The sequence below is a fragment of the Paenibacillus glycanilyticus genome, assembly GCF_030161375.1.
GTDB classification, from domain to species: Bacteria; Bacillota; Bacilli; order Paenibacillales; family Paenibacillaceae; genus Pristimantibacillus; species Pristimantibacillus glycanilyticus_B.
Window position 1 is genome coordinate 321,101 of sequence record NZ_BSSQ01000019.1, and the last position, 18,662, is coordinate 339,762.

Genomic DNA, 18,662 nt, shown 5'->3' on the forward strand with positions numbered 1-18,662 from the left:
GCACAATAGTCCTTAATCGTTAACGGGGTTAAAGACACGGACGATTATTTCAATCTTGCGGATCCGATGCCGCTCTTTCTCCCGAATGATGAACGTAAGCTGCTCGAATTCCTGAGACTCCCCGACCTTAAGGTCGGGATACTGATTAAATAACCAGCCTCCAATCGAGTCCACGTCATGACTTTCCAGTTGGCAGCCAATCGCTTCGTTCACTTCGCTGATCAATGCTTTGCCGTCTACAATGAAACGATTCGGCTCGATGGCATCAATCTCCTTCACTTCATCGGCATCAAATTCATCCCGAATTTCGCCAACGATCTCCTCCAATATATCTTCGATGGTAATAAGACCCGAAGTGCCTCCGTATTCGTCAAGCAATACGGCGATATGAACCCGCTCCTGCTGCATTTTACGAAGAAGCTTCTTGATGGGCATGACCTCGGGCACGGACATGACAGGCTGAAGCATGGTGGCGACATCCGTGTCATTGTTGCCGAAATAATGCAGAAAGTACTGTTTCGTATTGATAATGCCCACAATGTTGTCTTTGCTGCCTTTTGCAACCGGGAACCGCGTATACTGCTCCTTCCGGATAATCGAAATATTGTCGGCTTTGGAATTCTCCATGTACAGACATACCATATCCGTGCGCGGAACCATGATTTCTCTTGCCAACCGTTCGTCGAATTCGAAAATCCGGTTCACGTAGCTGAGCTCGCTTTGATTGATTTTCCCGCTTTCGAAACTTTCCGACATGATGCTTTTGATCTCTTCTTCCGAATGCGCTTCATGTTCGCCCGTGGGCTTGAATCCCAACAATTTTACGATACTATTGGCAGACCCATTCAGCAGCCAGATGAACGGAAACATCACTTTATAAAAAATAATGATGATGGGAGCAACCGCCAAGCTGATTTGCTCGGGCTTAATAATGGCAACCGTCTTTGGCGCAAGCTCGCCAAGCACGACATGAAGATAGGTCACGACTGCGAAGGACAAAATAAACGATAAGACATTGACCAGGTTTCCGCCAATTTCCAGCTTATGAAATAACGGATCCAGAATATCGTGCACGGTGGGTTCTCCAAGCCAACCAAGTCCAAGCGCAGTTATTGTGATGCCAAGCTGGCAAGCTGACAAGTAACTGTCCAAATGCGTAATGACGTTTTGTACGGCTGCCCCGTTACGGACACCTTCTGCCACCAATTGATTCACGCGGCTGGGGCGGAGACGGACGACTGCGAATTCTGTTGCTACGAAGAAAGCAGAACAAAAAAGCAGCACCGCAAACAAGATCAGTTTAACAACCATAGGCGACTCTCCTCGGCACTGTTCGTAATTACATGTATTTTACCCCGCTTCGCCGAGCATGAATCCTGCAAAAATAAACCGTACCTGGATCTGTTGGATCCGGATACGGTTCAAGTTGCATCTCGCTTATTAATATCCGACTTCCACCGACGCGTTAACGATGTAGATCAGATCATTCTTATCCTCTTTGTCCGGCAATACTACACCGCTTGTCGTCAGCATGCCGCCGTCCATGATTTCAATGGTTACCTGACCGTAAGGCAACGCCGCCTTCACCTGCTCGACATCCAGCAGTTCCTTATCGCAAGGTACCGCCAGCTTCACATGAACCTTCATATTGTCCAGCGTGCCGCCCGGGAGAACGGAGCGAAGCCCTGGCATGGAATTATGGTGAATGGCGTTCTGAACGGCGCGCACCGCGGCTTTCGTCACGTTCTGGCCGTGCAGGTCGCAGCCCATCCCGATCTCGATAATAAATAAGTTGTCCATCGTTTACCCCTCCGTTTGCGTTACCAAGGTACGTCATCGTCTTGCGCTGTTTCCGCCTCTTCGTAAGGCTGAATCGCCGGTTCTTCCTCTTTGACGTTGGTGCCGATAATCGGCAAGATCTGTTCCAAATCCGGAGGCGCCAAAAGTTCGACGGGCGAAACGCCTTTCTCGAATTGAAACGACTCGCCTTCAATTACGGCTACATAACGTCCATTATGTTTAGCGAAATGCAAAGTGATGCCAAAATCCGCAAGCAGCCCTTTCACCGTAACTCCGCCTAATTTGAAGGAAAACGGCAAGTCCGGCTTTTGCTCAACAAGCGCCGCCGAAGCGGTAGTCACCTGCTCATGCGTCCAATATTCCTGCAGCTCGCGTTTTTCGCTTGCCGCCCATACTTCAATCGCGTTTTCTTCCTCGCGCCGCTCCGTGCTTTCGGGCTCCGCTTGCCATTTGTCCTCCATGTATTGCTGCACCATGCCAAGCACTTGCTCGCCCATCACTTCCGGCAGCGGCTTCTCGTAAGAAACAAACTTCAGGAAATCCTCGAAATAACGGGCATGGGAGGCTTGATGGATTTTGAGTTCCCAATGGTCAAGCGAACCTTCTTCCGGCATATGCGGATATTGGATCGACTTCATTCCTCTTGCGCTGATTGCCATCTCCACATGGGAGATCAGACTGCGCTCGTCGGAAATTCTCGCGATTTTTGGTTCGAAGTCGCATTTGAGCAGGAATAGGAACGGTTCGTCGAAATAGGTATTTAGCTTCGCTCTCGCTATGATAAACGCTCCGCCGCGAACCGCCGTTGTATCCATATAGATATGTACCAGCTCGTCGGCGATGCCTATAAACCGTTCTTTGCTGTCTGCATCCCTCAGCCGTTGGAACAAGTTATAGTTCTGATTGCTCCCGAGTTCATACCCTGGTTCAACCATGAAACGTCCGATCTTGGTAGGCGCATTCTCGGTGTTTGGGTTACGCTCGACTTTTCTTTTGACGATCCGGGTGAATTCGCCGTCCAGAAACCGCTTGATCTCGCTGTCTTCGTAATCCTCTTCCTCCAGCGTCTGAAAGTGCTTGTAACGCTTCGTAGAAGAGTTGTCATCGCCATCCGTGACAATAACAAAGAAAGATAAATATTCCATTCTGAAATCCACTGTTTATGTTTCCCCCATGTCTTCAGACTTTATAATCATCCCGGCTATAAGGCAAAGCCTGGTAGCTATATGCGGGTTTTAGTTCCGTATTATCGAATCCGCGGTGCCATACCGGCGTCGTGGACGGAGACATCGGCGGAATGAGCCAGGACCAATTGCCGGTGAGCTTGCGCCCGTTATTCTGTTCCTGCTGGGCGAACCGCATGAATTGCTCGGCCGCTGTGTGATGATCAACAATGCTGACGCCATGCTTCTTGAACGAATGGATCACGGCAACATTCAGTTCGACAAGCGCGCGGTCCTTCCATAGCGATGTGTTGGTCGAGGTGTCCAGCCCCATCAGCTTGGCCACATCCGGAAGTTTATTGTAACGGTTGAAGTCCGCCAGATTGCGGGCGCCAATCTCCGTTCCCATATACCAGCCGTTAAAAGGCGCGGCGGTATACGAGACCCCGCCTATCTCCAGCTTCATGTCCGAGATAAACGGAACGGCATACCATCTAAGCCCCAATTCCTCAAACCGCCCGATATCGGGGTGTGACAACGGCACTTCCTTCACAAGGCCTTCCGGCAGCTCATACCACCGGGGCTGCTCATCATCTACTTGGATAACAAGCGGGAGAACATCGTAATCGGTACCTGCAGCCCGCCAGCCTAATGAGGTACAGACACGGGTAAAATCAATTGATGCAGGATCGCCAACGACTCCTTGCTCCGTGTTATAACCGGCATACCGCACCAGCTGGTGATTCCAGATTCGGATCTGTTTATCCCCTTGCCGAGGCGCAAATACGGTTATGGTCGGACGGACGCGCCCTTCGTTTGTCGCATATTTAATGTGGCTAAATATTTGCTCGGCGATCTGATCGGCATCGTGCAAGGAGCGAGCGTCAATCACCTCAAGCGATTGCCAGAACAAACGGCCGATGCAACGGTTGCTGTTGCGCCAAGCCATTCTCGCTCCGTGTCTAAGCTCTTCCAACGTATGTTCATAGCTGCCGTACTGGGTTATGGATCGTTCTATTTCAGCAAGACGGCTTCTCGCTTCCGCTTCCGACTTGCCAAGCTCTGTATAACAAACGGCAATAAACTGCTCTGCCTCTATGTACATTTCTGTTGCAATCATGTTCGTGCCTACTCTCCAAAATAACGACTTTCTTCCTACGATACCGTATTTTTAGGCCTTCCGCCACCTTACCGGGGTGGAATCGGGGCATGTTCACTTATTGTTCAACGATTCATTTAACCGTCCTGTCACAATTAACATAAGGAACGATACCGCAATAATCGCTGCCGTCCAGGACCATGCCAGACCCATGTGGCCGGATTCGACGGCCGTATAAATGGCTGTAGGAGTAGTCTGCGTGACGCCAGGGATATTACCGGCAATCATCAGCGTTGCGCCAAACTCGCCTAGGCTTCTCGCAAATCCAAGAATATAGGACGAGATAAAAGCTCTTCCTGCCAGAGGAAGCGTAACAAAGCGGAATACCTGCCATTCACTAGCCCCTGCCGATCTTGCCGCGTCCTCCAAATGGCGTTCTACGCCTTGGAAGCCGGTTTTCATCGTTTGATAGACAAGCGGGAACGCAACAACGACAGCCGCCACTACACCGGCAATCCAAGTGAAAATAATAGGCTGCCTGAATAACCATTCGTAGGCGATGCCAATCCACCCTCGGCGGCCAAGCATAACGAGCAGCAAGAAGCCGATGACGGTTGGCGGAAGGACAAGAGGCAGCATAAAGACGGTCTCGATCACCAGTCTGCCCCGCCTTTTGCCGCGAGTCATCCACCATGCCGCCCATACGCCCAATATGGCGGCAAACACGCTGGCGGTAATGCAAATTTTGAGCGACAGCAATAAAGGTTCCGCCCATTGTTCAAACGTCCAATCCGGCAAACTCATTCACTCCGATACTAACCCATGATGTGTTTCATTATAGACAAGCAACAAGCAACGTGTAAATGATTCGAATAGCAAAAATCGCCGCATTCCGCAGGATGGAAGGCAGCTCTTGCAAGCTTTTCCTTACCCGTCAGGGAATGGGCGATTATGATTAATGCTATTAATTGTTCTTCTCGCGGCCAAGAACGAGGAAAATAATAATAAGAATAAATGCCGTCAAAGCCATGAGCGGGATCGTAATGAAACCTAGCCAATTCAGATAGTCATAATTGCATGGTATGCCGGACCGGCATGGCATCATTTCGCCAACCTTCGGAAACCAGATCTCGAAGTTATGATAGATCGAGATCAACATGCCGATGATGCTCATCGGAAGCACATAACCAATGATTCTCCGGTCGCCCCGGTAAGCTGCGATTCCAAGTACGATTACAAGCGGATACATAAAGATTCGTTGATACCAGCATAAATCGCATGGAATAAATCCGCGGATTTCGCTGAAATACAAAGATCCGCATGTAGCAACTAACGCGACAAGCCAAGCCAGATATAAACCATACCGCTGAAACCAGCTTTCATGGATTTCGAATTCGGATTCGGTCGTCGTGGTCAAGGTTCCTACTCCTTATTCACGGCTTCGTCGATTGCCGCTTTAATGCTCGCGTAATCAAGATTGCCTGTATATTGCACACCGTTAATAAAGAGCGTTGGCGTTCCGGTTACATTAAGAGGTCCAACCTTCGCATTATCTTTACTCACATCCGCTTGATACGTCTTATCGTCGATGTCTTTCTTCAGCTTGTCAAAGTCGATTGACAGATTAGCGTTCTTCGCCAGCTGTACGAGGTAATCGGAGGTAGCCCACTCTTTTTTCTCGTCTTGCTGGTTATCGTAAATCGTTTTGTAATACGTCCAGAAGGCATCGTCGCCGCCTTGTTGCTGAACCGCTTCCGCAGCGAGTGCAGCAGTCGTAGAGTCAGGTCCGATAAAGGTATAGTTGGCAAAGTATAACGAAGCTTTGCCCGTATCAATGAAATCTTTCTCCAGCTGAGGCTCAATATTCTGCGCAAAATATTGGCATACCGGGCATTTGTAATCGCCAAACTCCACAATCTTGACTGGAGCTTCGGCATTCCCCTTCACCGGCAAGCCCGTATAATCGATATCGTATACCTTGTTAGCCAGTTCCGCCTGTTGATTCGATTGATGATTGATGCCAAGAATAATAACAACGATAACTGCTACGATCGCCAGCGTTAGCACAATTAGCGATTTGTTCGATTGCTTCTTGACCGGCTGCTTATAGCCGGTTGGCCGAGGCCGCTGCTTTGTTTTAGCTTTTGCTTGAGTGCCCAAACTTGTCCAATCCTCCCCGGCATATGAATGCTGCTCAAGGTCCGGTTACAGGTCGCCCCGTGAACCGGTCTTGAGCAGTTAAGCGGGATGCGCGAAACCTCTGCTCCCGCTTGAATTTGCCTATACTTGTAGCCAGTGTAGTTACAACGGGCTTTAATGTCAATAACTAGCTAAGACATGACGAAATACTGTCATATTTAAACGGTTATTTCTTCTTTAATTAATGACGTTAATGATTCGCGGTGAAGCAGCTTCAGCTTATGAAGAGCCCTGGTACAGCCCACGTATAGAAGTTTGGCGTCATCCGGGGTATACATATCGCTTCCTGCATCCGCGATTAATACCGCATCGAACTCCAGCCCCTTCGACAGATACACCGGAACAACGGATAAACCTCCGCCATACTCCGGCTGCTTGCTTTGGACGAGAGACGCTTCGAATCCTTCCTTCAGCAGGAATTCATGCAGCTCCGCGCATTGCTGAGCGGTCCGGCCGATCACCGATATCGTCTGGAAATGGCCGGTTGCCTGCCACGCCCTTACGGAATCCGCAATTTGCTTGTGCCATGCTGCATGTTCTGCCTGCACCACTTCAACCGGATCGCCGCTCCGGAACACGGGTACGGCAGGTTTCACCCCAACGCCCATGCCGCCGAGAATGCGGTTCGCAAACTCAATGATTTCCATTGTCGACCGGTAGCTTCGGTTAAGCTCGAAGAACCCGGTCTGTTCCTCATTGAACAAATCCGTCAGCTCGGTCCAGCTATTGATGCCCGCGTACGCATGAATACCTTGCTGCAGGTCGCCAAGAACGGTCATCGAAGGCGTCCTTTGGCACAGCTTCAACGCTTCCAGCTGGAACGGCGAGTAGTCCTGCGCTTCGTCAATGACGATATGGTCGTACGCCGGTATCGTGAGGCCGTAGAGACGAAGATGAATATACACAAGCGGAGCTAGATCTTCCGCCTCCGCTTGCCCCTCTTTCAAGGAAGCGGCAGTAGCGGAAGCGATTGCTTTCGGAATAACGGATACCGCTTGTTTGCCTTGGAATAAGGCGGCATACAGCTGAGGCGCCGTATAGGACGGTATTTTTTTCGCAAAAGCATTCAACTTAGTTTGCGCTTTAGCACGAAGCTTCTTATCTACGATCTTGCGCATTTTGAGCTCCGATTCGAACCAGCGGCGGATCCGGCTTACCAAGCGGTCCCGTTTCTTCATCAAAGTCTCGTCGCCATAATCCGTCTCGTACCATTCCATCATCTGTTCGGGCTTCAATACAAGCCCTGGCAACGGTTCAAACGGAATGACCGGAACAATCCGCTGTTCCAGTTCGGCGATTCGGTTGTCGATCGCTTCCTTGAAGGCAAGCGAACCTTTGATTCTGCCCGCTGCATTCGCCATTTCTTCGGCAGTACGGTGCTCCTCGAACCAATAAGCAAGCGCGTCAGAAGCACTCCGGATCGTCACTTCATGGCCAAGCAGCTCGAGCGACCAATCCACAAACGTCGTTTGCAATATATCGCCGACTCCAAGCTCCGGCAACACGCCGGAGATGTAATCCAGAAACATCCTGTTCGGCGCAAAAATAATCATCCGCTCCGCTTTTACCCGATCCGCATATTGATACAGAAGGAATGCAAGCCGGTGAAGGGCTACGGTTGTTTTTCCACTTCCGGCTACCCCTTGGATGAAAAGCGCTTTGTTGCGCTCGGAACGGATAATTCGGTCCTGCTCATGCTGAATCGTCGAGACGATGTCCCGCAGCTTATTGTCTTTGTTCTCGCCTAAGCGGTATAACAGGAATTCGTCCGTTACGGACTCTTCTTCTTTCCCTCTTACATAACTGTCAACCATGCGTACAAGTTCGCCTTGCCGCACCATGAAATTGCGCTTCAGATGCACAAACCCTTCAATATCGCCTTCCGGCGCAGTATAAGTTGCCGCATCTTCCCCGCCTGTAAATGAATAAAACAAGCTCGCTACTGGCGCGCGCCAATCGATGACAAGCAACTCGTTGCTGCCTTGCTTCGCAACGCCGGCTTTGCCGATATACAGCGGCTTCTGCTCGCCGCCCGGAAGCTCCTCGAAATCAATTCGTCCGAAATAAGGTTCGCGAAAAGCAACCTCTAGCCTTTTTCTGCGCTCCTCGCGCTGAAGATCGAGCATCTGCTCGGTGAAGTCGTCGCCCGTATAACGGGGACCGATGCCTGCCAGCTGACTTTTAATATCGCCTAGCGACCGAGTCAGCCTTTCTTGCTCTTCTTGATAGGCACTTTGAACGGTGGTCATGTCAGTTACCTCCTAAAAAGAAATGTATTCTCTGAAAAAACGAATAACCAATATACCATAAGACAAACCTATTAAGCAATGGAACCAACGTTTATCCCGATGAGTCCCATCACGTAATATAGGATGACAAGATTCAGCACGAACAACAACGGGATGCCGACACGGAAGGATGTATGTTTGGTTTTGTGCCGCCATACCTGCATGCCGATCCAAGCGCCCAGCGCACCGCCAATGGCACTGATGCCAAACAGCCTTTTTTCCGGTATCCGTCTTTTCTTGTGCCTAGCGTAGCTTTTATCCATGCCCATGAGCGCAAACGCAATAAAATTGATCACAATCCAATAAATAATTAATAGTAACAAAATTTAAAGTTCCTCCTATAGATAAAGGTCAATTGCGCGGTCTTACCCGGTTCGTCGGCTGCGCCGCATACGGATCGTCCGGCCAATAATGTTTCGGATACCGCCCCTTCAAATCCTTCTTCACTTCGAAATAAGCCTCATTCCAGAAGCTTCTCAAATCTCTTGTAACTTGTACCGGCCGCTGGGAGGGCGACAATAGATGCAGCGTCAGAGGAAGCCTGCCCCCAGCAAGTCGCGGCGTTTCACGCAGGCCGAACAACTCCTGGAGCCGTACGGCGATAAACGGAGCATCCGGATCGCTGTAATCAATGGGAATGCGCGAACCGCTTGGTACGGACATATGCGTTGGTACCTGCTCCTCCAGCTCTTGCCGCTGTCCCCAGCTAAGCAGGCCTTCAAACAGTTGAACCATATTAAGTTTCTGCAGGTCCGACCGGTTCTTCATGCCGTAGAGATGAGGGAGCAGCCAGTCATGAACCGAAGCAAGCAGCGCTTCTTCGGATACGTCCGGCCAACTGCTGTTATGCCGCGCCATTAATAGCATTCTGGCTTGCAGCTGTTTCGCTGCTTTGGACATCGGAAGAAGTCCCATCCCCGCTTGGGCGATCCCGTCGGCGAGCGCTTGTGCGATCCGTTCCGGAGCTGGCTGCTGAAGCGGCGTTTCCTTTAATAAAATGGCGCCGAGCCGCACTCTCCGGCGGGCGCGGACCGCAAGCGCGGCCGCATCCCATTCCACGGCTTCTTCCACTTGAAACTGCTCGCCCGCCGCCTGCTCCAGCTTGTCTACTTGAAGTTCGGCAGCCAGCCGAATACGGCTTTCGCCGCCTGCATCATCCAGTTCGCAAGCGGCTAGAAAGGCCATTCGCGACAATGGCTGAAGCTCGGGTAATACGGCGCCTCTCCCGTTTGCTAATAAATAGCGTCCATCCGTCCTTCTTTGGGCTATTCTGTCCGGGTAGGCCAGCGCGATAAGCAATCCAATCTGCGATGGCTCGTTCCAGGTCGAATCATTCTCTCCCCGGCTTGGCTCAAGCATCTGTCTCCACTGTTTCGCTTGTGCCCGTATCCTCTGAACGGCATTTCGGTCAACCTCCGCCCGTCCATGACGACCATGAAGCGCGTCAAGCCGAAGCTGTACATCCACGGTTCGCTCTTGCGGCAACAGATCGCGTTCGCTCAATAATGCGGCAAGCTCGCATGCTTCGGCCGTCAAATTCAGTTCTTCCGCCTTAAGCAGCATAAAACCTAATCTCGGGTGAAGACCCAGCCGCGCAATACGATTGCCCCAGCCGGTAGTGCGGCCTTCCCCATCCAGCGCATGCAGCAGCATCAGAAGCTCCCTTGCTTGACGATAGGAGGCTTCAGGAGGAGCATCCAGCCACATCAATTCACCGGGATCGGCAACGCCCCATACGGACAATTCGAGCGCAAGAGGAGCCAAATCGGCTTCCAGCAGCTCGGGCGTGTTTTGCAACGGCAAATAAGGATGTTCCAATTCGGTCCACAATCGATAGCAAATTCCGGGCGCTAGCCTTCCCGCGCGTCCTCTCCGCTGATCAGCGGAAGCTTGCGATACTGGCGTTGTCTCTAATCTTGTCATTCCCGTGCGGGGAGAGAAACGCGGAACCCGCATTAGTCCGCTGTCGACTACGACGCGTATGCCTTCTACCGTTAAGCTCGATTCGGCTATGGAAGTGGCAAGCACGACTTTCCGCTCCCCATCCTTGCAAGGAGCAACCGCGGCATCCTGCGCCTCCAGCGACAGATTGCCATGCAATTCGGCAATCCGCACCTGCGGGGGAAGACCTGATTGAGCAAGAATACTTGCCGTGCGGCGAATCTCGCCCACTCCGGGCAGGAATACAAGCACGTCGCCTTCCTGTTCGCGAATTGCTTGAATGATAGTCGAAGCCACATGCGGTTCTACTTTCCCTTCCATTCTAGAAGCGCGGTAACGCGTCTCGACGGGAAACATTCGTCCGCTGCTCCGGATAACCGGCGCGCCGCCCAACAATTCGGATACCGGCTCCGCATTCAGCGTTGCCGACATAACCATGAGCCGCAGATCCTCCCGCAGGAGCATCTGGGATTGCAGCGCTAAAGCGAGACCAAGATCACCGTGCAGATGACGCTCATGGAACTCGTCGAACAGCACCGCGCCAACTTGTTCCAGCCCTTGATCCTCCTGCAGCATGCGGGTTAATACGCCTTCGGTAACGACTTCGATTCTTGTCTTGGCACTAACCTTCGTATCCAGCCTCACGCGGTACCCGACGGTTTCGCCAACCTTCTCGCCGAGCGTTCCCGCCATAAATTTGGCAGCGGAACGGGCAGCCAGCCGCCGCGGTTCGAGCATGATGATCTTTCGCCCGGCAAGCCAAGGCTCCCCCAGCAGCGCCAGCGGAACGCGCGTCGTTTTGCCGGCGCCAGGTTCTGCGATTAATACGGCATTCGTCCCTTCCCGCAAAGCCCGCAATACTTCAGGCAGCACGGCATCTATCGGCAGTTGATTCATAGATTTCCCCGTTCCTTCTCTATCTCAATAAATATGTATAAACAAATCGCATTAATTAATGTGGTTAATCAACTTTAATTAATGACGTGAATCTTTTTTTAATTAATGCCATAAATTATTTGATCAACCTGATCATTTGAACGACCGGCCGACGGTCACCGGTTAATACCTTCTCTTTGGACTTGAGCTGCGAAGAGCCGTCGCCGTCGAGGAATATCCCCTCTTCCAGCTTGCCCTTGCCGACTGTTTCCAGAATGGCCTCGCGAAAGGATTCCAAAGAGCCTTTTGTACTGCTAACAATCAAATACAGTTTTCCCTCACGGTCGAATACCGCTGCGGAGCGAAAACGATTGTCATCCGGGTACGGCGCATGTTCCAACTCCGCCTGCTTCTCCCACTCCGAATCTTGCCCCAGACTCATGCTGATTCCGCCTTGTGCCCAGTATCTTGCGGAGTCCGATACTATTAACTCTGAACGCTTGCGCACGACTTGTACGGACAGTCGATCGGTCGCGCCGTCCCACACCAATGTGCCGCGCGCGTACTTGGTGTTTTCCTCGCCGGAACCGTACTGCCCTAGCGGTCCGTTAACCGGCATGCCATCCACAACCGCCATGCTGAGCAGCGCCTCCTGATAAAAAAATCCACCGTTCACCCCATAATAAGACGACAGCGCCACATTGTTCTGAATGGATGCAAGCGTGACGTTAGACGGGTTTGTCTCCAGAACATGCAGTTTCATCCCGTTGGATGCTTCCAGCTCTATATAGACGTAGCCTGTAGGATAATGTTCATTTCGCGACAAGCCATCACTCTTGATGAAGAGCAAATAAATCATGCCCGCAAACATCAGCCCCAATAGAACCAAAATAACGGCCATTACCCCAGCGATGGACAACTTCCTTGTGCGTCCATTCATCGACAGCTTCTCCATGGCTACCCCAATCCATAACGAAAATTACCTTTTCCTTAATCAAACCAGCCTTTTTTTCGGAACCAGATATACATCGCCACGCCAATAAGGCCCATAAAACCCAATAAGCCAAAATAACCCCAATGCCAGCTAAGCTCCGGCATATTGTTGAAGTTCATGCCGTATATGCCGGCCAAAAAGGTGAGCGGCATAAAGATCGTCGTAATGACGGTCAAAGTCTTCATAATCCCATTCATCCGGTTCGAATTGTAGGACATAAAGCTGTCGCGCAAATCGGCCGTCATCTCGCGCGAGGCATCCGTCATCTCCGTGAGCTTCAACAGATGGTCGTAAATATCCCGGTAGAACGCCAAATAACCGGTTAAACCATCTATACGTTCCGTATTTAGCGTACGGTATAACAAATCCCGCATCGGCAAGATGGTTTTGCGGAGGCGCAGCAGCCTCGAACGAATGTTGAAAATTTCATCCATCGTCATCTGGTTCGAGCTGTCGCTTCCGCTGCCGATCTCCATATCGAGCACTTGTTCCTCCAGCTCCTGCACGGCAGGAAAATACCGGTCAACAAGCTGATCGATGATCATATAGGCGGCAAATAAATAGCCGTCGTCGCCAAGCTTGGAAGCCGATTGAATTTTGTTCCATGCTTCATTAATCTCTTCGGAGTTCTTCACGTGATAAGTGACGATAAACCGGGGGCCGATAAATAAATTGACCTCTTGAACCTCCAGGCTGCTTGGATCGATAGAATGCAGCACGAAAAAATGCGTATCGTCATAATGGTCTAGCTTGGGCCGCTGCAGCAAGTGGCAACAGTCTTCGATCGCAAGCGGATGAAAGTGAAAGTAAGTATCCAGTAGTTTGGTCTCCGCCACTACCGGCTCGCTGAAATCAAACCAATACCAGTCCAGATCCAGCTGCTTCAACTCATCCAGCTTGATGTCGTTCATCCATGTTTTTTGTTTCGTATAGCCTTTAATCCGAATCATTGCCTTATCCTCCATCGCAATCAACGATTCTCTTATTCTAACGCGTTCAGGTCAATCTGTAAAAAAGTTGCATCGCTCAAAAAAGTCATGCTATCATCGGTGTCAACAAAGGAGAGTTGATCGGGATGTCAAATATACGCGGACGCTTCGCGCCTACGCCGTCCGGTCTGATGCATGTGGGCAACGCTTGGGCAGCATTGCTTGCCTGGCTGCAGATCCGAAGCCAAGACGGTAAGTTCGTACTCCGGATGGAGGATATCGACGGGCCAAGATGCCGGCCCGAGCTAGCCGAGCAAGCGCTCGCCGATCTTCGCTGGCTTGGACTTGATTGGGATGAAGGTCCTGATACCGGAGGGCCCCATGCCCCTTATACGCAAAGCGAGAGAATCTCCTTCTATGAAGAGGCCATAGACAAATTAAACAAGTCCGGCTTGCTGTATCCCTGCTTCTGCAGCCGGGCGGAGCTGCTAGCCGTTGCCAGCGCACCGCATGGCTTGTCTTCGGAGGGTCCTTCTTATGCGGGAACTTGCCGCCACTTAACACCAGAAGAGCGTCAGGCGCGGCAGCACTCCAAAGCACCGTCCTTGAGGTTTAAGATCGACGGCGGCAGATCTGTCATCTTCGAGGACGGAATATTGGGGAAACAACAGTCCACGCCGGGAGCAGGCGGCGATTTTGTCGTTCGCCGGGCTGACGGCATTATCAGCTATCAGCTCGCCGTCGTGATGGACGATGCCGCTATGCGAATCACGGACGTTCTGCGCGGAGCCGATCTCCTCGACTCTACGCCTCGCCAGATCTTGCTCTATGAAGCGCTTGGCCTACCTGTTCCCCGGTTCGCCCATGTACCGCTCTTGATGGGCGAAGACGGGAAACGTCTTGCTAAACGGCATGGCGATACTTCGCTATCCGGGCTTAAAGCTGCCGGCGTAAAGCCGGAACGAATTGTCGGGTGGCTGGCTTATCTCGCCGGACAAGTTGAACGGTATGAACCGCTTGCCGCAAACGAACTAATCCGGTCATTCGATCCGATACGGATCCCCAAGGAACCGATTACCATTCATGATGGTTTGATGAAGCAACTTTTTAATTAACATGATTAAACAACACGAGAGCTTTTTCCAGCCCCTCATGTACGGTGAGTTGGAATCAGCTCTCGTGTTGTGTCCGGCAAGCTTCCAGCACCGTCTCATATACGAGACGGCCTATTGCGTTGCCAATCGTTGTTGCCGTTCCGGCGTAAGCATGAACGGCGGAATAGACCGCATTGCCGCTTACTCCGACGACTACCGTATCAGTTGTTGTTCCCGTGGCGATCCGGTTAGTCTCCGAATCATTTAACTGCAAATCCTGCAAGGCTGCCGCTTTGGCTTCCGCATACGTAATAACCGCGTTGGTCATGGCCGATTCCGTCATTTGACCATCTACAAGTAGAACCGTATTGATGGTGCCAGCCGAATACGCAGAGAACGTATTTCTTGGCAACCCTGCTCTCGCGGCATTGCGGGTACCCGCCGTGGTGACGCAAACCAACTTGAAGCAGTCGCCTTCCATTTCGGCTACGGAAGCATGCGTGAGTTTCGCTGCGGTAAGCAATCCTATTGTGCGTTCTGGCGCATATCCCCAGGTTGCCAATTGGTCGGATGTGTCCTTGGCAGGATCCGTTCCCGCATAATCTAGCGGTACCTTCCAATTCACGATGGTATCCGCCTCGGCTAATCCTCCGGTATGAATCGCATTACTTAACGTCGTTAATTTTCTTGGACTATGGATAACTACACGGTCTTCTAACAGCCGTAACCATACGCCTTCCCATATCTTCGAATCATATTTATCTCCTTGGCGAAACGGCTGACTCACGCTCTCCCAGCCTCCCGAAACTTCGACAAACACCGGCCCAGCGCTTCAAGCAGCCATTCATTCTGATGCCGGAGCTTCACCGCAAAGCGGCAATACGATTCATCGAGGCCAATGAAATGCGAAGCATCGCGGATCAGTAGTCCCATTCGTCCCATTTCGTATTGCAGAGTGGCAGCTGTTAACCCCGGAACGCCCGGCAGCTGTACGAGCAAATAATTGACGTTCCCGGGAATAACCCGAAGTCCAAGCCCCTCCAGCTTCTGAATGAGCCACGGTTTCTCTTCCTGCAGCCAATTCATCGTGCGAAGCGCGTAATCTTTCTCCTCCAACACCGCTTCTCCAATCTGTTGCGCCAACGAATTAACGCTCCATGGCACTTGAAGCCTCCGCATCGCCGCAATCTGCTGGGGAGCCCCAACCATATAGCCGAGGCGAATGCCGGGAATCGCATAAAATTTCGTCATGGACCGGATGACGAACAACCGTTCATGGTTAGCCGCTTCCCTAATAAGCGTAAGCTTCTCTTCTTCCGGAATAAAATCCATAAAAGCTTCGTCAACGACAACCGTTGCCCCATTATAGACCAGCTTCATAATAAGAGCGGGATCAACGAGTTGTCCCGTAGGATTATTTGGCGAGCCAATCATGTAAAATTTCGCTTTAGACTGTTCTGCCATCGACTCCGTTAATTCAAACGAATTGTCCGAAGAAAGCATAATCGGTTCGATCTTGCCGCCTGACTTCATCACAGCGTCGCCATACTCCGTAAAGCATGGATAAGCCAATGCGGTAACCGGAGGCTTTAAAGCCCTTACAACCAGATCAATCAGCTCGGCAGCCCCGTTGCCGATCATGATCGATTGTTCGTCTACGCGGTGCAGCCGCGCGAGCTTGCTCCTCAGCCCCCTCACGGCCGGATCGGGATACCGGTCGATCTGCTCCGCATAATGAACAAGCACGCGTCTAACGCCATCAGGCGGGCCATATGGATTCATATTCGAACTGAAATCAATAAATTGCCGGGCAGGGAACCCAAAGGTCTCCTCCGCCGTTCTTAAATCTCCTCCGTGTCCATAACGTTCCAGCATGCCAATTCCCCCTCTTCCCATCGTTAAATAACGCGAATCGCCAGCAAAGCCGCAAACAATAAAACGGCTTCCACCGCTTCATTCATGGCACCGTACGTATCTCCCGTCAAACCGCCAAGCTTGCGGTTAAGCCACATGGCCATAAGCGAGCCCGTAACAATCGTCAAGATCAAACAACCCGCCACAATGCTCAGCGTTTCCAGCCCATCTAAACCGTTAAGAGACAAACATACTAGCGATATTAGAATCGCCAGTACCAAACCCGTTGCCACATGCCGCCTTGAAGCCAAATGAAACAAGGCTCCTATGCCTTCCCCTTGCCGGGCGTTCGGCCAATCCGCAATAGCCGCTCCCATCCACCATCTGCTCCACACGGGGATGATCAGGAGCAAGGATAACCGATGCGTACTGTCGCCAAGGCTCAACCACTCGTCAAGTACGGAAAATTTGAAAAGCAGCAGCAATACCGCCGCGATAACCCCCATCGCCCCTACTCGGCTGTCCTTCATAATTTCCAACATTCGCTCGCGGGAACGGTGACTTAGTACGCCGTCCGCCGTATCCATCCAGCCATCCAGATGCAGGCCACCGCTAAGGGCTGTCCAAATCGCAAGCAGCAATACCGCTGCCGGCATGGATGGGGAGACTAGCTCCAGAAGGGCAAACCCGCCAACTAATACAGCCCCAACGATGACACCGGCAGCCGGAAAATAAATAACGGTCCGCGCCAGCATTACCGGTTCGAACGGAACGGCAACCGGCACAGGAATCCGGGTAAGAAACTGGAGCGCCAGAGCGACCGCTTGTCCATGCTTTTTTAGAACAGAATTAACCATAAGCCCAACACTCCAGCCATCATAAGAATACTAACCGTATACAAGAGCCGGACGGACCGGACGATATCGTAAGGGTCCAGCGCTCTAAGCGGCCAGCCCATCCTGGCGCGTTCGCTTGGCTGTCCAAAATACGAATTGATTCCGCCCAGTTCAATCCCAAGCGCGCCGGCTACCGCTGACTCCGGGATTCCGCTGTTTGGACTGGGATGGCGATGGGCAAATTGGCGCATGGATGCCCAAGATCGCGATGCGGACATCCCCCGGTTGAGATAGGCCGCAATAATCAACAGGAGTCCTGTGAGTCGTGCCGGAATATAATTCAATCCGTCATCCGTACGGGCGGAACACCAACCAAAGTTAACATAACGCTCATTACGGTAACCAACCATGGAATCAAGCGTATTTCCAGCTCTGTAGAACATGGCGAGCGGCGCACCGCCAATAAGAGCAAATAGGATGGGCGACACAAAAGCATCCACCGTATTTTCGGCAACCGTCTCCACGGCCGCTCTTGAAGCTTCGGACGGCGACAAATGCGCCGTATCTCGGCCAACGATGTAACCAACGTATTTACGCGCTTCTTCCAAGCGCCCGGCAATTAAGGGACGATACACAAGCATGGCGGCGTCCCTAAGCCCCTTCACGGCTATAGTGGTCGAGATAAACCAAGCGCTGACCGCATAACCGAGCCATGGATGAATCCATGCTGCAACAGCCGTAATTCCCCATATGACAACAAAAGATATAACAAGCGTCACTACGGTTAGAAGGATACCGCGGTATTTCACCTGCCGTGCGCTCCTACCCGCTTCATTCCTGCGCAGCAGCGTCTCCAGCATGCGAATAAGCCGACCCATCCAAATCACGGGATGGGTCGGCCATTTCGGATCGCCGATGATCCAGTCTATCCCGATTGCGGCGGCGATCAGAAGCAACGTTTCTTGCAGCGAATAAAAGATCATAAGTTGTCCCATTGAAACTGAATCGCTTTTAATTCAACCGGAATGCCCGCCGTAACGAGGAATACTTTATCGCAAACGCCCGCCATGCGTTGATTCAATCTTCCTGCCTCATCGCGAAACTTTCTCCCAAGCGGATACGCGGGAACGATGCCGTCGCCCACCTCGTTAGTCACAAAGATGAGAGGATAGGCGGCTTCCTTGGCAATAGCATCCAAATCGTCCACCTGTTTGAGTAGCCAGTCTTGAACCGTTGCACTAGACTCGCTCTTCTCCCGTTCTTCTGCTTCCATGAGAAGGTTGGTCAGCCACAAAGTCAAGCAATCGACAAGCACTACTGGCGGTTGATCTCCCCGCTTCTTCAGCTTCTGCGCTTCCATTGCCAATTGCTGCAGCCGACTGGATAACGCCATCGGTTCCTCGATCGTCACCCACCGGAAACCGCTTTGTTCGCGGTTATTCCGGTGCAGCGCGACCCGCTCCGCCATCTCCTCATCCCAGATGCGGCTGGTCGCGATATAGACGCCTTGCTCGCCAAGATGCGAAGCGAGTTGTTCCGCAAAGGTGCTTTTGCCGCTTCTTGCCCCGCCAGTTACCAAATAGGCCATT

Annotated in this window: 18 protein-coding genes; 1 reads left to right on the forward strand and 17 read right to left on the reverse strand. The window is 51.7% G+C overall.

The window, feature by feature from the left end; translation table 11 throughout:
- Positions 1-12: 12 nt before the first annotated feature.
- The 12 genes from QQK89_RS25460 to corA form a co-directional block, all read right to left on the reverse strand.
- Positions 13-1,311 (reverse strand): hemolysin family protein, encoded by a 1,299-nt coding sequence (locus tag QQK89_RS25460; protein ID WP_284241532.1) that lies wholly within the window; start codon positions 1,309-1,311, stop codon positions 13-15.
- A gap of 129 nt (positions 1,312-1,440) precedes the next feature.
- Positions 1,441-1,800 (reverse strand): Lin0512 family protein, encoded by a 360-nt coding sequence (locus tag QQK89_RS25465; RefSeq protein ID WP_284241533.1) that lies wholly within the window; start codon positions 1,798-1,800, stop codon positions 1,441-1,443.
- A gap of 20 nt (positions 1,801-1,820) precedes the next feature.
- The gene (locus QQK89_RS25470) at positions 1,821-2,957 is read right to left on the reverse strand and encodes a DUF3900 domain-containing protein (protein WP_284241534.1); all 1,137 of its coding nucleotides are present in this window, start codon (positions 2,955-2,957) and stop codon (positions 1,821-1,823) included.
- Positions 2,958-2,979: 22 nt separating this feature from the next.
- Entirely contained in the window at positions 2,980-4,083 is a 1,104-nt protein-coding gene (locus QQK89_RS25475; RefSeq protein ID WP_284241535.1) for a nitric oxide synthase oxygenase, read from the reverse strand.
- Between the two features lie 93 nt (positions 4,084-4,176).
- The gene (gene modB / locus QQK89_RS25480) at positions 4,177-4,866 is read right to left on the reverse strand and encodes a molybdate ABC transporter permease subunit (protein WP_284241536.1); all 690 of its coding nucleotides are present in this window, start codon (positions 4,864-4,866) and stop codon (positions 4,177-4,179) included.
- Positions 4,867-5,026: 160 nt separating this feature from the next.
- A complete protein-coding gene (locus QQK89_RS25485) occupies positions 5,027-5,479 on the reverse strand; it encodes a disulfide oxidoreductase (RefSeq protein ID WP_284241537.1) in 453 nt (150 codons plus the stop codon).
- Between the two features lie 5 nt (positions 5,480-5,484).
- The gene (locus tag QQK89_RS25490) at positions 5,485-6,222 is read right to left on the reverse strand and encodes a DsbA family protein (RefSeq protein WP_284241538.1); all 738 of its coding nucleotides are present in this window, start codon (positions 6,220-6,222) and stop codon (positions 5,485-5,487) included.
- A gap of 197 nt (positions 6,223-6,419) precedes the next feature.
- Positions 6,420-8,510 carry a HelD family protein gene (locus QQK89_RS25495; protein ID WP_284241539.1) on the reverse strand — a complete coding sequence of 697 codons (2,091 nt, stop codon included), beginning with the start codon at positions 8,508-8,510 and terminating at the stop codon, positions 6,420-6,422.
- A gap of 71 nt (positions 8,511-8,581) precedes the next feature.
- Entirely contained in the window at positions 8,582-8,872 is a 291-nt protein-coding gene (locus QQK89_RS25500; RefSeq protein ID WP_284241540.1) for a DUF1294 domain-containing protein, read from the reverse strand.
- Between the two features lie 28 nt (positions 8,873-8,900).
- Positions 8,901-11,387: an ATP-dependent helicase HrpB gene (hrpB, locus tag QQK89_RS25505; protein WP_284241541.1), complete on the reverse strand. Its 2,487-nt coding sequence runs from the start codon at positions 11,385-11,387 to the stop codon at positions 8,901-8,903.
- A 115-nt stretch (positions 11,388-11,502) separates the two neighbouring features.
- Entirely contained in the window at positions 11,503-12,306 is an 804-nt protein-coding gene (locus QQK89_RS25510; protein WP_284241542.1) for a hypothetical protein, read from the reverse strand.
- A 50-nt stretch (positions 12,307-12,356) separates the two neighbouring features.
- The gene (gene corA / locus QQK89_RS25515) at positions 12,357-13,310 is read right to left on the reverse strand and encodes a magnesium/cobalt transporter CorA (RefSeq protein WP_284241543.1); all 954 of its coding nucleotides are present in this window, start codon (positions 13,308-13,310) and stop codon (positions 12,357-12,359) included.
- Between the two features lie 125 nt (positions 13,311-13,435).
- Between corA and gluQRS the strand changes: the two genes are divergently transcribed.
- The gene (gene gluQRS, locus QQK89_RS25520) at positions 13,436-14,404 is read left to right on the forward strand and encodes a tRNA glutamyl-Q(34) synthetase GluQRS (protein WP_284241544.1); all 969 of its coding nucleotides are present in this window, start codon (positions 13,436-13,438) and stop codon (positions 14,402-14,404) included.
- A 55-nt stretch (positions 14,405-14,459) separates the two neighbouring features.
- On the opposite strand, the gene QQK89_RS25525 is transcribed toward gluQRS, so the two are convergent.
- The 5 genes from QQK89_RS25525 to cobU are packed head-to-tail and all read right to left on the reverse strand — an operon-like array spanning position 14,460 to position 18,661.
- Positions 14,460-15,170, reverse strand: a complete 711-nt coding sequence (locus QQK89_RS25525) for an adenosylcobinamide amidohydrolase (protein ID WP_284241545.1) — start codon at positions 15,168-15,170, stop codon at positions 14,460-14,462.
- A complete protein-coding gene (gene cobD, locus QQK89_RS25530) occupies positions 15,167-16,258 on the reverse strand; it encodes a threonine-phosphate decarboxylase CobD (protein ID WP_284241546.1) in 1,092 nt (363 codons plus the stop codon). Before cobD ends, QQK89_RS25525 begins: the two co-directional genes overlap by 4 nt.
- Positions 16,259-16,281: 23 nt before the next feature.
- The gene (gene cobS, locus QQK89_RS25535) at positions 16,282-17,094 is read right to left on the reverse strand and encodes an adenosylcobinamide-GDP ribazoletransferase (protein ID WP_284241547.1); all 813 of its coding nucleotides are present in this window, start codon (positions 17,092-17,094) and stop codon (positions 16,282-16,284) included.
- A complete protein-coding gene (gene cbiB / locus QQK89_RS25540; protein WP_284241573.1) occupies positions 17,076-18,056 on the reverse strand; it encodes an adenosylcobinamide-phosphate synthase CbiB in 981 nt (326 codons plus the stop codon). The genes cobS and cbiB overlap by 19 nt, the downstream gene beginning before the upstream one ends.
- A complete protein-coding gene (cobU, locus tag QQK89_RS25545) occupies positions 18,053-18,661 on the reverse strand; it encodes a bifunctional adenosylcobinamide kinase/adenosylcobinamide-phosphate guanylyltransferase (protein WP_284241548.1) in 609 nt (202 codons plus the stop codon). Before cobU ends, cbiB begins: the two co-directional genes overlap by 4 nt.
- Between the last annotated feature and the right edge of the window lies 1 nt (position 18,662).

Coding starts and splice junctions, on each gene's coding strand:
- gluQRS (WP_284241544.1), top strand. CDS start 13,436: ATGTCAAATATACGCGGACGCTTCGCGCCTACGCCGTCCGGTCTGATG.
- cbiB (WP_284241573.1), bottom strand. CDS start 18,056: ATGATCTTTTATTCGCTGCAAGAAACGTTGCTTCTGATCGCCGCCGCA.
- modB (WP_284241536.1), bottom strand. CDS start 4,866: ATGAGTTTGCCGGATTGGACGTTTGAACAATGGGCGGAACCTTTATTG.
- cobS (WP_284241547.1), bottom strand. CDS start 17,094: ATGGTTAATTCTGTTCTAAAAAAGCATGGACAAGCGGTCGCTCTGGCG.
- corA (WP_284241543.1), bottom strand. CDS start 13,310: ATGATTCGGATTAAAGGCTATACGAAACAAAAAACATGGATGAACGAC.
- QQK89_RS25460 (WP_284241532.1), bottom strand. CDS start 1,311: ATGGTTGTTAAACTGATCTTGTTTGCGGTGCTGCTTTTTTGTTCTGCT.
- cobD (WP_284241546.1), bottom strand. CDS start 16,258: ATGCTGGAACGTTATGGACACGGAGGAGATTTAAGAACGGCGGAGGAG.
- cobU (WP_284241548.1), bottom strand. CDS start 18,661: ATGGCCTATTTGGTAACTGGCGGGGCAAGAAGCGGCAAAAGCACCTTT.
- hrpB (WP_284241541.1), bottom strand. CDS start 11,387: ATGAATCAACTGCCGATAGATGCCGTGCTGCCTGAAGTATTGCGGGCT.
- QQK89_RS25475 (WP_284241535.1), bottom strand. CDS start 4,083: ATGATTGCAACAGAAATGTACATAGAGGCAGAGCAGTTTATTGCCGTT.
- QQK89_RS25510 (WP_284241542.1), bottom strand. CDS start 12,306: ATGAATGGACGCACAAGGAAGTTGTCCATCGCTGGGGTAATGGCCGTT.
- QQK89_RS25495 (WP_284241539.1), bottom strand. CDS start 8,510: ATGACCACCGTTCAAAGTGCCTATCAAGAAGAGCAAGAAAGGCTGACT.
- QQK89_RS25465 (WP_284241533.1), bottom strand. CDS start 1,800: ATGGACAACTTATTTATTATCGAGATCGGGATGGGCTGCGACCTGCAC.